The sequence below is a fragment of the Marmoricola sp. OAE513 genome (genome assembly GCF_040546585.1).
Classification (GTDB): Bacteria; Actinomycetota; Actinomycetes; order Propionibacteriales; family Nocardioidaceae; genus Marmoricola.
Window position 1 is genome coordinate 1,790,797 of sequence record NZ_JBEPOC010000001.1, and the last position, 12,439, is coordinate 1,803,235.

General features: G+C 69.8%; 13 protein-coding genes and 1 tRNA gene. 4 read left to right on the forward strand and 10 right to left on the reverse strand.

What is annotated here, in order from left to right; all coding sequences use genetic code 11:
- The 7 genes from ABIE44_RS09150 to ABIE44_RS09180 all read right to left on the reverse strand — a co-directional run bounded on the left by ABIE44_RS09150 (position 1) and on the right by ABIE44_RS09180 (position 8,826).
- The gene (locus ABIE44_RS09150) at positions 1-1,215 is read right to left on the reverse strand and encodes a GspE/PulE family protein (protein ID WP_354437959.1); all 1,215 of its coding nucleotides are present in this window, start codon (positions 1,213-1,215) and stop codon (positions 1-3) included.
- The gene (locus tag ABIE44_RS09155; RefSeq protein ID WP_354437960.1) at positions 1,190-1,744 is read right to left on the reverse strand and encodes a GspE/PulE/PilB domain-containing protein; all 555 of its coding nucleotides are present in this window, start codon (positions 1,742-1,744) and stop codon (positions 1,190-1,192) included. Before ABIE44_RS09155 ends, ABIE44_RS09150 begins: the two co-directional genes overlap by 26 nt.
- A gap of 10 nt (positions 1,745-1,754) precedes the next feature.
- On the reverse strand, positions 1,755-2,855 hold the full coding sequence (locus tag ABIE44_RS09160; RefSeq protein ID WP_209719159.1) for a type IV pilus twitching motility protein PilT: 1,101 nt from the start codon (positions 2,853-2,855) through the stop codon (positions 1,755-1,757).
- 82 nt (positions 2,856-2,937) lie between these two features.
- Entirely contained in the window at positions 2,938-3,294 is a 357-nt protein-coding gene (locus ABIE44_RS09165) for a type II secretion system protein (protein ID WP_209719156.1), read from the reverse strand.
- A 241-nt stretch (positions 3,295-3,535) separates the two neighbouring features.
- Positions 3,536-4,576, reverse strand: coding sequence for a class F sortase (locus ABIE44_RS09170; protein ID WP_354437961.1), 1,041 nt, complete (start codon positions 4,574-4,576; stop codon positions 3,536-3,538).
- 104 nt (positions 4,577-4,680) lie between these two features.
- Positions 4,681-5,796 carry a hypothetical protein gene (locus ABIE44_RS09175; RefSeq protein WP_209719153.1) on the reverse strand — a complete coding sequence of 372 codons (1,116 nt, stop codon included), beginning with the start codon at positions 5,794-5,796 and terminating at the stop codon, positions 4,681-4,683.
- A 291-nt stretch (positions 5,797-6,087) separates the two neighbouring features.
- The gene (locus tag ABIE44_RS09180; protein ID WP_209719150.1) at positions 6,088-8,826 is read right to left on the reverse strand and encodes a helix-turn-helix transcriptional regulator; all 2,739 of its coding nucleotides are present in this window, start codon (positions 8,824-8,826) and stop codon (positions 6,088-6,090) included.
- A 129-nt stretch (positions 8,827-8,955) separates the two neighbouring features.
- Here ABIE44_RS09180 and ABIE44_RS09185 point away from each other — a divergent pair, with 129 nt between their 5' ends.
- From ABIE44_RS09185 to ABIE44_RS09195, 3 genes are read left to right on the forward strand one after another with little or no spacing between them, the layout of a single operon-like run.
- On the forward strand, positions 8,956-9,360 hold the full coding sequence (locus ABIE44_RS09185) for a DUF6620 family protein (RefSeq protein WP_209719147.1): 405 nt from the start codon (positions 8,956-8,958) through the stop codon (positions 9,358-9,360).
- 10 nt (positions 9,361-9,370) lie between these two features.
- Entirely contained in the window at positions 9,371-9,769 is a 399-nt protein-coding gene (locus ABIE44_RS09190; protein WP_209719144.1) for a hypothetical protein, read from the forward strand.
- Positions 9,766-10,470 carry a hypothetical protein gene (locus ABIE44_RS09195; RefSeq protein WP_209719142.1) on the forward strand — a complete coding sequence of 235 codons (705 nt, stop codon included), beginning with the start codon at positions 9,766-9,768 and terminating at the stop codon, positions 10,468-10,470. Before ABIE44_RS09190 ends, ABIE44_RS09195 begins: the two co-directional genes overlap by 4 nt.
- An 86-nt stretch (positions 10,471-10,556) precedes the next feature.
- On the opposite strand, the gene ABIE44_RS09200 is transcribed toward ABIE44_RS09195, so the two are convergent.
- The 3 genes from ABIE44_RS09200 to ABIE44_RS09210 form a co-directional block, all read right to left on the reverse strand.
- Positions 10,557-10,829 carry an HU family DNA-binding protein gene (locus ABIE44_RS09200; RefSeq protein WP_209719139.1) on the reverse strand — a complete coding sequence of 91 codons (273 nt, stop codon included), beginning with the start codon at positions 10,827-10,829 and terminating at the stop codon, positions 10,557-10,559.
- Positions 10,830-11,034: 205 nt separating this feature from the next.
- Positions 11,035-11,439, reverse strand: coding sequence for a YjbQ family protein (locus tag ABIE44_RS09205; RefSeq protein WP_209719137.1), 405 nt, complete (start codon positions 11,437-11,439; stop codon positions 11,035-11,037).
- Between the two features lie 63 nt (positions 11,440-11,502).
- Positions 11,503-11,585, reverse strand: a tRNA-Leu gene (locus tag ABIE44_RS09210).
- A 141-nt stretch (positions 11,586-11,726) separates the two neighbouring features.
- Between ABIE44_RS09210 and ABIE44_RS09215 the strand changes: the two genes are divergently transcribed.
- The gene (locus ABIE44_RS09215; protein ID WP_209719134.1) at positions 11,727-12,437 is read left to right on the forward strand and encodes an FHA domain-containing protein; all 711 of its coding nucleotides are present in this window, start codon (positions 11,727-11,729) and stop codon (positions 12,435-12,437) included.
- The last annotated feature ends 2 nt before the right edge of the window (positions 12,438-12,439 follow it).

The following is a 12,439-nucleotide window of genomic DNA, read 5'->3' on the forward strand; positions in this document are numbered from 1 at the left end:
TCAGACTCCTGCGACGTAGATGGAACGCATGACCTCGGAGGCCGTCGTGGTGCCGTCGACGACCAGCCGGACAGCCTGCTCCTGCAAGGTGCGCATGCCCTGGCTGATCGCCAGCTTGCGCATCTCGTCGTGCGGGACCCGGTCGATGATCAGTTCGCGGACCTCGTCGGTCACGACCAGCAGCTCGTAGACGCCGATCCGCTCCAGGTATCCGGTGTGCGAGCAGAAGTTGCAGCCGGTGCCGCGGACGTATCCACCGGGCGGCTCCTGCCCGCCGAAGGTGCGCACGAAGTCCAGCTCCTCCGGCGTGGGGTCATAGGTCTCCAGGCACGAGGTGCAGCTGCGGCGGACGAGACGCTGCGCCATGACGGCGGTGACGGACGAAGCGATCAGGAACGGTTCGATGCCCATGTCGAGCAGACGGTAGAGCGCAGACACCGACTCGGTGGCGTGCAGCGAGGACAGCACGAAGTGACCGGTGAGCGCGGACTGGACGGCGATGCGAGCGGTGTCGACGTCACGGACCTCACCGACCAGGATCACGTCCGGGTCTTGGCGCAGGATCGCCTTGAGACCACCGGAGAACGTGACCCCGGCCTGCTCGTTGATCTGGATCTGGTTGATGGAGTCGAACGTGTACTCGACCGGGTCCTCGATGGTCATGATGTTGCGCTCGACGCTGTCGAGCTCGCCGAGAGACGCGTACAGCGTGGTGGTCTTGCCTCCGCCGGTCGGGCCGGCGCAGATGACCATTCCGTACGGCGACCTGATCAGGGCGCTGAACTGGGCAGCCGTCTCGGCAGGCATGCCGAGCTGGGCCAGCTGGAAGAGAGGACGGCTCTTGTCGAGCAGCCGCATCACGACTTTCTCACCACCCACGACTGCGGTGGTGGCGACCCGGATGTCCACGCCGCGGCCTTCCACGTCCATCGAGATCTGGCCGTCCTGGGAGCGGCGCCGCTCGACAATGTTCATCTCGGCGAGGATCTTGACCCGGCTGACGATCGCCGGTCCGATGGACCCCGGGAGGTCGAGCACGTCGTTGAGCGCACCGTCGATCCGGTAGCGGACCCGGACCCGGTCGCCGAAGGGCTCGATGTGGATGTCGGAGGCGCGGTCGCGCAGGGCCTGGGTGATGATCATCTGGACGACCCGGACGACCGGTGCCTCGTCGCTCGCGCTCGACTCCTCAAGTCGCGAAGCCTCGAGCCGCATGCGCGTCGCGAGCCTCGAACTCCTTGACCTGCGAGCCGACGTCCTTCGTGGCGCTGTACGCCGAGCCGAGGGCGACCTGAAGGTCCCGTCGCGACGCGACGGTGACCCTGATCTGCCGGCCGATCGCCGCCGCCACGGTGTTCAGGTGCTCGGGCGCGGGATCGACGACGGCGACCGTCACCGCCTGGTCGTCGACCTTGATCGGCAGGGCCTGCAGCTCCGCCGCGCGCTCGGGCGTGAGAGTCATCAGCGCGAGGGGTGCCGGCGTGACGTCGCGGAAGTCCAGGAGCGGGAAGCCCGACTTCGACGAGAGGAACTTGGCCAGGTCCACGTCGGAGATGGCACCGCGGGCGACGAGGCGGTCAGCGACGGTGCCGCCGCCCGGCGCGACCAGAGCGGCGTCGACCTCGGCGCGGCTGACGACTCCCGCGTCGACGAGGGTCTCGGCCAGCCGGACGTCGCGCTCGGCGCGGGTCGGTCCGGTCGGGGTCCGGTCGACCTCGACGTTCTTGCGACGGCTGAACTTCATCGGTACCTGCTCACCGACCCATGCTGGCAGTCAGACGCGGGCGCGTCTCGATGTCCTTGGGATACAGGCTGCGCGCGACGGCGTCCTGCTCGGAGACGATCCCCTGCTGGACCAGGGCAGAGAGGGACTGCTCGAGGGAGACCATGCCCTCCCGCGACCCTGTCAGCAGCGAGTTGCGCAGCTGGTGGGTCTTGCCCTCCTTGATCAGGTTGCGGACCGCGGAGTTCGCGACCAGGACCTCGTAGGCAGCAACCATGCCGCCGCCCACCCGGGGCACCAATCGCTGGTAGACAACGCAGCTGAGCGCCGAGGCGAGCTGGACGCGGATCTGAGCCTGCTGCTCAGCCGGGAACACGTCGATCATCCGGCCGAGCGACTGAGCGGTGTCATTCGTGTGCAAGGTGGCGAAGACCAGGTGGCCGGTCTCTGCCACCGTGAGCGCGAACGAGATCGACTCGAGGTCACGCATCTCGCCTACCAGCAGGACGTCGGGGTCCTCGCGCAGCACCGAGCGCAGGGCCTTGTGGAAGGTCCCGGTGTCGGTGCCGACTTCGCGCTGGTTCACCGCGGAGCGCTTGTGGTCGTGGACGTACTCGATCGGGTCCTCGACGGTGATGATGTGCGCGGCCCGGTTGGTGTTGATCACGTCGATCAGCGAGGCCAGCGTCGTCGACTTGCCTGAGCCGGTCGGCCCGGTCACCAGGATCAAGCCCTGGTGCGTCATCGCGAGTTCGCGCAAGATCGCGGGCAGACCGAGGTCGTCCGGGCTGGGGATGGCCCGCGGGATCATCCGAAGCGCAACCGCGGTCATCCCACGCTGGGTGAACGCATTGCCGCGGATGCGGGCGTGCTCGCGCCACGAGAACGAGAAGTCGTACTCGTGCTCAGAAGTCCAGGACTGCGCCTGCTCGGCGGTGAGCACCTCACCGAGAAGCGCATCGGTGTCCTCGGCGCGAAGGGCGTCGGCTCCGGGAACAGGCTCGAGCGACCCGTTGACGCGGAGCATCGGAGGGAGGCCCACCGTCAGCAGCAGGTCGGTACCGCGCGCCTGCCACAGTGCCTCGAGCAGGTGGTCGATGTTGTCACCGATGCGGTGCAGCTGGTGGTACATGAACCCCTCCGAGGTGGAACCAGGAGGAGGGCCGTAGCGCCGCTACGGCCCTCCTGGATTGCTGGTGGTGCGTCAGGCTGGATCAGCCGGCGGTGCAGGTGCCCGGCGTGCTCGACAGCGTCATCGTGCCGTTGGCGCCGAGCGCGTCGTTCACGTACTTGGTGTCGGACGAGCGCAGGAAGCCGGTCGTTCCGAGGATCGTGACGGTGGTCGGGTAGGTGCCCTTGTCCGCGCGGTAGGCCTCGATCGCCACGGCGACCGTCTTGACCTCCGCCTTGCAGGCCGACTCCTTGCTGTTGTCCGTGATGCCGCGGACCGAGAAGACGACGATGCCCGACAGCACGCCGAGGATGACGATGACGATCAGGAGCTCGATGAGCGTGAAGCCCGACTCCTCGCGGCGGGCCGCGCGGGCCCGGTTCACAGCACTGCTGAGCATGTAAATCTCCAAACGTTTGGTGCAGCAAGGTGCTGCTGAGGTGTGAAAGACGTTAGGTCTGGGACGGGACCGACACGTCGTGAATCGGACATCTGGGCAATTCGGTCTAGGCACGCTGTAGCTCTCGGTGACACTTTCTGATCGCACGGCGCTGCTAGTGGTAACCGGCGAGATCTGCCGTATTTGCACGCGTGGACAAAGGAAAAGAGCGATCCAGCTGGTCTATCTCTGAATAGACCACTCAGCTGTTGAGCGGTCGCTCCGCCACCGGCTCGGCGTACACGACGGCATTGGACCGGTAGACCCGCCCGTCGAAGTCGCTGCAGGTGATCAGCACCAGTCGCCCCGGCCCGTCCTGCCGGAAGATCGATGCCGAGCGGGCGGCCAGCCTGGCCACCGAGTAGTTCTTCGACGCCGTCACGACGTACTCGATCGTTCCCCGGGACGTCCTGACCTTCACCTTGTCGCCGACCACCAGCTTGCCGAGGTGGTCGAACGCGCCGCCGCCGGTGCTCACGGTGTGACCGGTGACGACCGAGGACCCGGCGGCCACGCCAACGCCGCGGCCCTCCTGCCACCAGCCGAGCAGCTGGGGGTCGTCAGGCGGCACCAGCTCGCCGGTCTGCCCGCTGATCGGTACCACCTCAGACCGCACGTGCAGCCGCGGCACGACCACCTCGAGCGGTTTGCCCGCCGAGGCGAGCCGCTTCCCTTCCAGCGGGTTGCTCGTCGCGGTCCGGGAGGGCAGCGGGGCCGGGGGCTCGATCGTCGGGTCCGGGACCGTCGGTGTCGCCTTCGCCGGCACGGCGTCGGCGAACAGGTCGGGGACCTGGGGTGCCGCCCACGGCAGGACGGCGCACGCCAGGACCAGCGCTGAGCCGACCGCGATCCGGGTACGCCGGCGCCTGCGGTGTGCGCGGGCGACGCCGGCCCAGTGCTCGTCGTCGACGGCATCGGCAAAGATCGGCGCCGGCAGCAGGGCCGGAGGCGCGAGCACCAGATCCGGGTCGAGCTTGAACAAGGGGCGGACGACTGTCGGCTCGACGAGCTCGGTGCGCTCCGGAGCCTCGGGGTCGGGCACCCAGTCCCACAGCACCCCCACGTCGGCGGAAGCCGGCACGGGCGTGACCTCGTCGAGGTCCAGGGGAGGCGCCAGGGAAGCAAGGGGCGTCGCGGGCTCGTCGTAGGCGACCGAGTCGGCGACCTCCGGGGTCCAGGTCCAGAGCACGCCGACGGGCGTCTCGTCCGGAGACGCCCCGTCCTGACCCTCTGTGCTTCCCACAATCCTCACCTGTACCTGCGCAGACCCGCGCAAACACCTCAAAAGTAGCCCTGAGGGCGACGTCGCGGAGTGGAACTCCGAACGCCGCCCCCAGGGCTAGTGGATCAGCTGCGTGCCCGTGCGATCGGTCGCGCCAGACCCAGGCCGGCGGCCAGGATCATCAGCACCATGCCGGTCAGCAGCAGGGCCAGGCCCTGCTCGCTGCGCAGGTCCGGCGCGGTGAGACCGGCGTGGACCAGGGTCGGCGTGGCGATCGGGGTGTCCGTCGGCGTGTCGACGACGGGGGTGTCGACCGGCGTCTCGGGAACCTCGACCAGGACGCAGTTGGCCTCAGCCGGGCCGAACGTGTGCTCGTCGAAGACCTTCGTCTTCGGGTCGCCCACGGCGAACTCGTTGTTCCCGACCGCGTTCGCGGTGACGGTGACCTTGCCGCCCGGGATCTTGTCCCCGACGGTGACGAACTCGACGTTGGTGCCGTTGGTCACGACCGACGGCACGTTGTTGTTGGCGCAGGACGGCTCGACGTAGTCGACCGAGGCGGTCGCGACGCCCGGGACGTCAACGACGACGCACGGGGGCGCGGTCGGGTCGACAGCCGGGTCGAAGGTGTGCTGCGGGAAGACCAGCGTGGTTCCGCCGCCCTCGAAGGTGGCGCCGGGGGCCGCGTGCGCGGTCACGGTGATGGAGCCGCCGGGGGTCTTGCTGCCCGTGTACGTGGCCGGGGCCAGGTTGTTGCCGATGACCTCGAAGTCAGCCGCGGTCGGGGCGGCACAGCTGGGCTCGGTGTACTCGATGTCGGCAGTGGCCTCGGTCGTGACGACCACGGCTCCGTCGCAGCGGGACTTGGTGACGACGCCGTCGTAGACGTGGGAAACACCCTTGTCGTCGACGAAGTCGCCGATGATGTCGGGCTTGGCCTGGCCGGCGACGTGGCTCTTGCCGTCGAAGGTGCCGTCGGTCTTCCACGTCTTGTTCGGGTTCGAGCGGTGCTCCAGGTGGCCCTTGCTCTTCACCGAGTCGTCGTCGACGACGATGTAGGTGTACGGGTTGGTGTCCGAGCTGGTCGCGTGGCACACGTAGACCGGGGTCTTCGCGGCGTTGGCCGGCGAGGCGGTCACCATCAGCGCGACGCCACTGGACATCACGAGCGCGCCGAGCGCGGCGGTGAACGTCGCCAGGCGACGCAGGCCCAGCTTCTTCGGTGCATTACTGCGGGTCATCACTTACCCCCAAGACTTTCTTCCGTCGATTGATTGCGGCCCCCCGCGGCCATTGCCTTCTCAACCCCGAGCAGGAGCCGAAAATCCCCCCGGACCCCACGTCGCAAAACGAGACATCCGAATGCTCATCAAACGACTGGAACCCCCCGCGAGCCACTCGACGGAAAGAGGTGTCTAGGCCAGGAATTCACGCTCAAACCGTGCCTGAGCGGGGACTCACAAATCGGAATCTGAAGACAGCGCCGCGGGTTCAAAAAGTGTCACAGCGTCTTCCACAGGCGCGCGCGCTGCTCAGTCCGTCTCAGCGGCCCGCAGGTGCGCGGCGAGCTCGGTCCGCGAGCGCACCCCGAGCTTCCGGTAGGTCCGGGTGAGGTGCAGCTCGACGGTCTTCGGCGACAGGAAGAGCACCGCGGCGATCTCCTTGTTGGTCATGCCGTCACCGGCCATCCCGGCGACCGTGGCCTCGGTCGCGGTAAGGCCGTCGTCGGGCCGGGCCCCCGCGCCGAGCCGGCTGAGCTCGGCATCGACCATGGCGACCCACCCGAGAGATCCGAGGCCCAGGAGCAGGTCGCGCGCCTCGGCCAGCGCGTCCTTGGCCGGTGCCTTCTTCTTGAACCGACGCAGCGCCACCCCGCGCAGGATGAGCGTCCGGGCGTGCTCGACCGGGTAGTAGCCGGTTTTGGTGTGGTACCTGACCGCCTCGTCGAGGGCCGCGAGCACACCCTCCTCGTCGGAGGCGACCAGCGCTGCAGTGGCGCGGCAGCGGGCTGCGAGCGCGAGGGCGCTGGCGCGGTCGGACTCGCGCGCGTGGCCTTCGTACAGGTCGAGCTCGGTTCCCAGGTGTTCCCCGACCGCGAGGCGGGCCTCGATCAGCTTGGGCAGGTGGGTCAGTGCCGAGGGGTCGCACATCTCCGGGCTGCGGAGCTCCTCGACCCTGTTGAAGTGCGTGAGCGCCGTGGCCGGGTCGCCCGAGGCGAGCGCCGCGTCGCCGGTCAGCCGTCGGCCGAGGGACTCGATCCGGTCGCCGGCGCCGTTCTCCCCCTCGGCGACCAGCTGCTCACCGATCCGGGCCGCGGTGGTGAAGTCGCCGCGCTGGAAGGCCGCCAGGCCCTGGTTGTGCCGCGCGAACCGCGCCATATGCGCCTGACCGGTGAGCTCGGCCAGCGCGACGTGCTCGGCCGCGAGGCGCTCACCCTCCGCGATGTTGCCGGCAGCGAGCTCGAGCGCGGTGGTCCACATCAGCACGCCGGTCTGGTCCCGGTCGTAGCCGTGCTCGGCGTTGACCCGCGACCACTCCTCGATGAGCTCGCGGGCCCGGTCGAGATCGTCGGCGTACACGCACTGCGCGGCGTAGTAGCCGATCATCCGGTCCTCGGCGGGCGCGCCGGCGTCGGCCTCGAGCTTCTTGGCGCGCTCCATCGCAGCGTGGTCGAGCCCGCGGCCCAGGCTGAAGTCGATCCCGGCGGCCAGGGCGAGCGCCTTGGAGAGCAGCGACGGGTCGGGGTCGTCGGTCGCCTCGAGCAGCTCCTGGGCGGTGCGGGCGTCGGCGCGGGCACGGTGCGGCGCGAACTGGTGCGCCTGCGCGAGGTAGATGTACGCCTCCGCGAGCAGGGCGTCGTCGCCCAGCGCGGTGGCGGTCTCCACCGCGTCGAGGCCGTAGCGCTCGGCCACCTCGTGCGAGATGGTCGAGCAGGCGAGCTCGCACATCGTCACCTGGGCCGGCCCGCGCACCGCGGCCGGCACCTGCGGCTCGCACAAGCTCTCCAGCAGCGGTCGGGCCTCGGGGTCACCGGCGACGAAGAGCAGGCGAGCCAGGCGGTACTCCCGGGCCGCGAGCCCCGCGGATCCCTCCGGGGTCGCACGCAGCGCGAGCCTGGCTGCGTCGGTCCCGGCGTGCACGTCGGCCCGGGCCAGTGCCCGCGCGACAGCATCGTCGAGCTCAGCGGCGACCTCCTCGTCCGGTCCCTCGGCGCCGAGTGCACGGTGGCGGGCCCGGTTCTCCGGACCGGAGACGACCGTCGCCAGCCGCCGGTGCAGGGCGGAGCGCTCGCTGCCGGTCAGGGCGTCGTACGCCGCCGCGGCGATCAGCGGGTGCGCGAACCGGACCTGCCCGCGGTCCACGACCAGGACGTCGGCCCGCTCGGCGGCGACCACGTCGGCGTCGGCGAAGCCGAGCTCGGCCAGCACGGCCCGGGTCGGAGCGATGAGGGCCGAGGCCGCCGTCACCGCGGACAGGCTCTCCGGGGTCAGCTCGGCCAGACGGGCGTCGACGAGCGCGCGCAGCGACGGCGGCACCGGCAGCGTGTCGAGAGAGTCCGACGTCGCGCCGGCCCACATCCGGGCGAGCTCGACGGCGAAGAACGGGTTGCCGCCGCTGGCCTCGACGGCGCGGGTCAGCACGCTGCGCGGCAGGTCGTGTCCGCTACGCGCGCGGATCAGCGCGCCGACCTCGTCGTCGTCCAGGGCCTCGACCCGGTGCCGGGCCAGCGCGTCGAGGGCTGCCAGGTCCCGGGCGGGGGCCGGCAGCTCGGGGGCGAGCGGCGTACGAGCTGTGAGGAGGAACAGGACCCCCTCGGTACGCCGACGCGCGGCCCACCCGAGCGCGTCCGCGGTGTTGGGGTCGAGCCACTGCAGGTCGTCCACGGCTACGAGCACGGGCGACTCGGCGGCGAGCAGGTCGAGCACCGACGCCAGGGCGACCGCGACGATGCCGGGATCCGGGGCGGCGCCGTCCGGCTCGCGCCGGATCAGCGCGGTGAGCAGCGCCTTGGCCTGCGGGCCGGGGATCTTCTCGATGACCTCGTCGGACACGTCGGCTAGGAGCTCGATCAGGCCCCCGGGGGTGAGCCGGGAGCCGGCTTCGACCGGGCAGGAGGTGAGCACGCGGAAGCCGGAGGACCTGGCCTCGGCGACCAGATCGGTCCAGATCCGGGTCTTGCCGATCCCGGGATCGCCCTCGATCAGCAGGCCACCCCCGGCGGCCTGCAAGTCTGCGAGGTGTCCGCTCTTGTCGCCCGAAATCGCACCCACAAGGGACCCCTTCTGGTCCGCCCGATCCCCGATGGGGGTGAGTTTAGGGGTTTCCCTGATTGCGGGGACGTGAATCAGCGACAGGCTTCAACCCGTCGCACTACCGCGGCCAGAGACAAGGAGAACGTGATGGGTCTGTTCAAGCAGATGAAGGACATGAAGAACATGGTCGAGCAGGCGCCGGGCATGATCGCCCAGGGCCAGCAGCTGGCCGCGCAGGCGCAGGAGATGGCCGTCGCCCAGCAGGCTGCTGCCCAGCAGGCGGCCGCCCAGGCGCAGGCGGCGAACACCGCCGCGGCCGCGACCGGCGCCGGTGACTTCACGCCGATCAACGGCGTGACCATCGAGCAGTACGCCACCCTGTGCAAGCAGCTCGGTGCGGGCGCCGGCGACGCCGCCCAGGCCCACGCCGCCGCGGCGGCGTACGGGATCAGCCCGGCCGACTGGGACGCCGCGTCTGCCGGCTGGGGCGCCCGGATGCAGTCCGACCGCGTGGTCGGCACCAAGTTCCGCGACCTGTACCTGCAGGGCTGAGGTCGGAACCATGGGCTTCTTCAAGAGCATGAGCGACCTGAACAAGCAGGCCAAGGAGATCAACAAGACCTGGGACCCGGGTCAGCAGATGAAGGACGGCATGGCCCGGATGCAGGAGGCCAACGCGATGATGGCCCAGGCGACCCAGGCCGCCAACCTCGCACTGACCGGTACGTCGGCGACCGCCTCGATCGTGTCCGCGCAGCAGACCGGCGCGCTGGTCAACTTCCAGCCGTCGGTGGAGCTCGAGCTGACCGTCTTCCCGACCGGTGGGGTGCCCTACCCGGTGACCGTGGAGCAGATCGTCGAGCAGATCTTCCTCGGCAAGGCCGTCCCCGGCGCGAACGTCGCGGTGAAGGTCGACTCCGCTGACCCGCAGGTCGTCTGGATCGACTGGGCGAACTCGTGAGGCGGCCGCTGTCGCTCGCGGGGGTCGCCCTCGGCGCCGCCGGGGTGGCGGCGGCCCTGACCGCGCTCTACCTGGGCATGCGCAGTGTCATGGTCGAGCACGGTGGTTCGTGCTCCAGCGGCGGCCCGTACGAGGTCGCGGCGGGGCACACCTGCAGCTCGCAGGAGATGTGGGTGATGTTCGTGGCCCCCTTCGTCGGGCTCGCGCTGACCTGGCTGCTCATCGCGGCGTCCGACGCGTGGAGCGACGAACGGATCAGCGGGGTCGGTCCGCTGCTGTGGGCCGCGATGTTCGGGGCGCTCGGCTGGAACTTCATCGATCTGGGGATCGACCCCGTCCAAGAGGGTGACGCGCAGGCAGTGGTCTCGGGGGCCGGCGCGTGGATCCTCTGCGGGGTCCTGTTCTGGGCGATGGCGCTCGGCGGTCTCGTGTACGCCGGGTACGCGATGAAGGACTACTTCTTCCCCGGTACCGGGGAAGCCGGCCTCGCCGGAGCGGGCCTGGCACCGCCACCGCTGGTGCGCGCCGCGGTGAACGTCGCCGCGACCCAGGCGGCCGGCGTACCGGAACCGGTCTCGAGCACGCAGCTGCTCTTCGGCAACGGCGAGACCCGCACGGTCGGCAGCCCCTGGGGGTGGTTGCTCACCGTCGTGGTGTTCGCGGGAGCCGGAGCAGCGGCGGTCGCCGTCATCGCCGGTTGAGCTCGCCGAAACCACCCGCAGGAACAGCAAACGGCCACGACCTCTCGGGGAGGTCGTGGCCGCAGTGCTGGTGGCAGAAGCTGGCGTCAGACGCGCTTCTTCAGGGCCGCAGCGGCCTTGAACGCCGGGGCGTTGCTCGCGGCGATGTCGATCTCGGCACCGGTCTGCGGGTTGCGACCCTTGCGGGCCGCGCGGTGGCGGACCTCGAAGGTGCCGAAACCGGCGATGGCGACGGAGTCGCCGGCGCCCAGGGCGGCACCGATCTCGTCCAGCAGACCGTCGACGACGCGCTCGACGTCAGCCTTGGTGAGGTCTCCGCGGGCGGCGACCTTCTCGATCAGTTCCTTCTTGTTCGTCATGATGACTCTCTTTCGACTGTCAGCTCGGTGAGGCTTCTCCACGCTGGCTGCGCGGAACGGTGCCCGTCAAGTCGGCAAACCTACAGATGTGGTCTGACACGTCCTCGACCCGGCCCACACTAGAACCAGTAACGGCGCGGATTTTGGCAACACGGCGGGGTTTTTCGTCCTGATTTTCTGGGTGTCTCCGTGCCCAAAACCCCAGTCAGCCGGCGAGGAACGAGAACCGCACCTCACGCACCTCGTTGTCGACGTTGAGGTCCACCAGGCACACGGACTGCCACGTGCCCAGCTGCAGCTCACCCCCGAGCACCGGGACGCTCGCGTACGGCGGGATCAGCGCCGGCATCACGTGGGAACGTCCGTGCCCCGGACTGCCGTGCCGGTGCCGCCAGCGGTCGTCCGCCGGGAGCAGGTCCGCGAGCGCTGCGAGCAGGTCGTCGTCGCTCCCCGCTCCGGTCTCGAGGATCGCGATGCCGGCGGTAGCGTGCGGGACGAAGAGGTGCAGCAGCCCGTCCCCGCGATCGGCGGCGAAGGCCGCGGCGTCACGGGTGATGTCCAAGACGACCTCGCGGTCGCCGGTGCGGTAGCTGCGCGTCTCCGAGTCCATGACTTCCAGGGTGCCACCCGGGAACGCAGAAGGCCCCGGACGGGTCCGGGGCCTTGCAAGGTGTGCGCGAGGGGGGATTTGAACCCCCACGCCCTTTCGGACACTGGCACCTGAAGCCAGCGCGTCTGCCGTTCCGCCACTCGCGCAAAGAAGCGGGGACAGGTTATCCCAGACCGACTCGCGCGCCCAAACCGGGGAGTACGACGGTCTGCGCAAGGCCCGATACGATCAAACTGACCCGCGGGACTAGACCGCGCGCTGACGCACGTGCGAAGGAGGTGGAGACCGTGAGCGGACTGCAGCGTTTCGAGCAACGCCTCGAGCAGATGATCTCGGGTGTCTTCGCGCGGACCTTCCGCAGTGCCGTGCAGCCGGTGGAGATCTCCTCGGCCCTGGCGCGCGAGGTCGACAACGCCGCCCAGGTGCTCAGCCGGGACCGCCGGCTCGCGCCGAACGACTTCACCGTCGAGCTCTCCGAGCCCGACCACGAGCGCCTGAGCGCGCTGGGCTCCGCGCTGCCCAACGAGCTGGTCGAGCTGCTCCAGCAGCACGCGACCGCGCAGTCCTACGTCTTCACCGGGCCGGTCGGCATCTCCTTCGAGATCGCGCCCGACCTGACCACCGGGCGCTTCCGGGTGAGCAGCAAGACGATGGCCAAGGTCAGTCAGACCGGGCCGGAGATCAGCCACACCCAGGTACGCCGCGCGACCGCCGTTCTCGAGGTCAACGGCGACATGATGCCGCTGGCACCGCCGGGCATCGTGGTCGGTCGCGGCAGCGACGCCGACCTGCGGGTCAACGACCCGAGCATCTCGCGCCGCCACCTCGAGCTCCGCGTGACCGAGGGTGAGGGGGGTGCCCGCGTCGGCGTCCACGACCTCGGCTCGACCAACGGCGTGCTGGTCAACGGCAAGCGCGTGCAGAACGCAGCGCTGTCGGACGGCGCGATCATCCGCATCGGCAACACCACCATGACCCTGCACCTGCGGGAGGGCTGAGC

Coding starts and splice junctions, on each gene's coding strand:
- ABIE44_RS09160 (WP_209719159.1), bottom strand. CDS start 2,855: ATGTACCACCAGCTGCACCGCATCGGTGACAACATCGACCACCTGCTC.
- ABIE44_RS09165 (WP_209719156.1), bottom strand. CDS start 3,294: ATGCTCAGCAGTGCTGTGAACCGGGCCCGCGCGGCCCGCCGCGAGGAG.
- ABIE44_RS09200 (WP_209719139.1), bottom strand. CDS start 10,829: ATGACGAACAAGAAGGAACTGATCGAGAAGGTCGCCGCCCGCGGAGAC.
- ABIE44_RS09150 (WP_354437959.1), bottom strand. CDS start 1,215: ATGCGGCTCGAGGCTTCGCGACTTGAGGAGTCGAGCGCGAGCGACGAG.
- ABIE44_RS09205 (WP_209719137.1), bottom strand. CDS start 11,439: ATGGACTCGGAGACGCGCAGCTACCGCACCGGCGACCGCGAGGTCGTC.
- ABIE44_RS09175 (WP_209719153.1), bottom strand. CDS start 5,796: ATGACCCGCAGTAATGCACCGAAGAAGCTGGGCCTGCGTCGCCTGGCG.
- ABIE44_RS09185 (WP_209719147.1), top strand. CDS start 8,956: ATGGGTCTGTTCAAGCAGATGAAGGACATGAAGAACATGGTCGAGCAG.
- ABIE44_RS09190 (WP_209719144.1), top strand. CDS start 9,371: ATGGGCTTCTTCAAGAGCATGAGCGACCTGAACAAGCAGGCCAAGGAG.
- ABIE44_RS09155 (WP_354437960.1), bottom strand. CDS start 1,744: ATGAAGTTCAGCCGTCGCAAGAACGTCGAGGTCGACCGGACCCCGACC.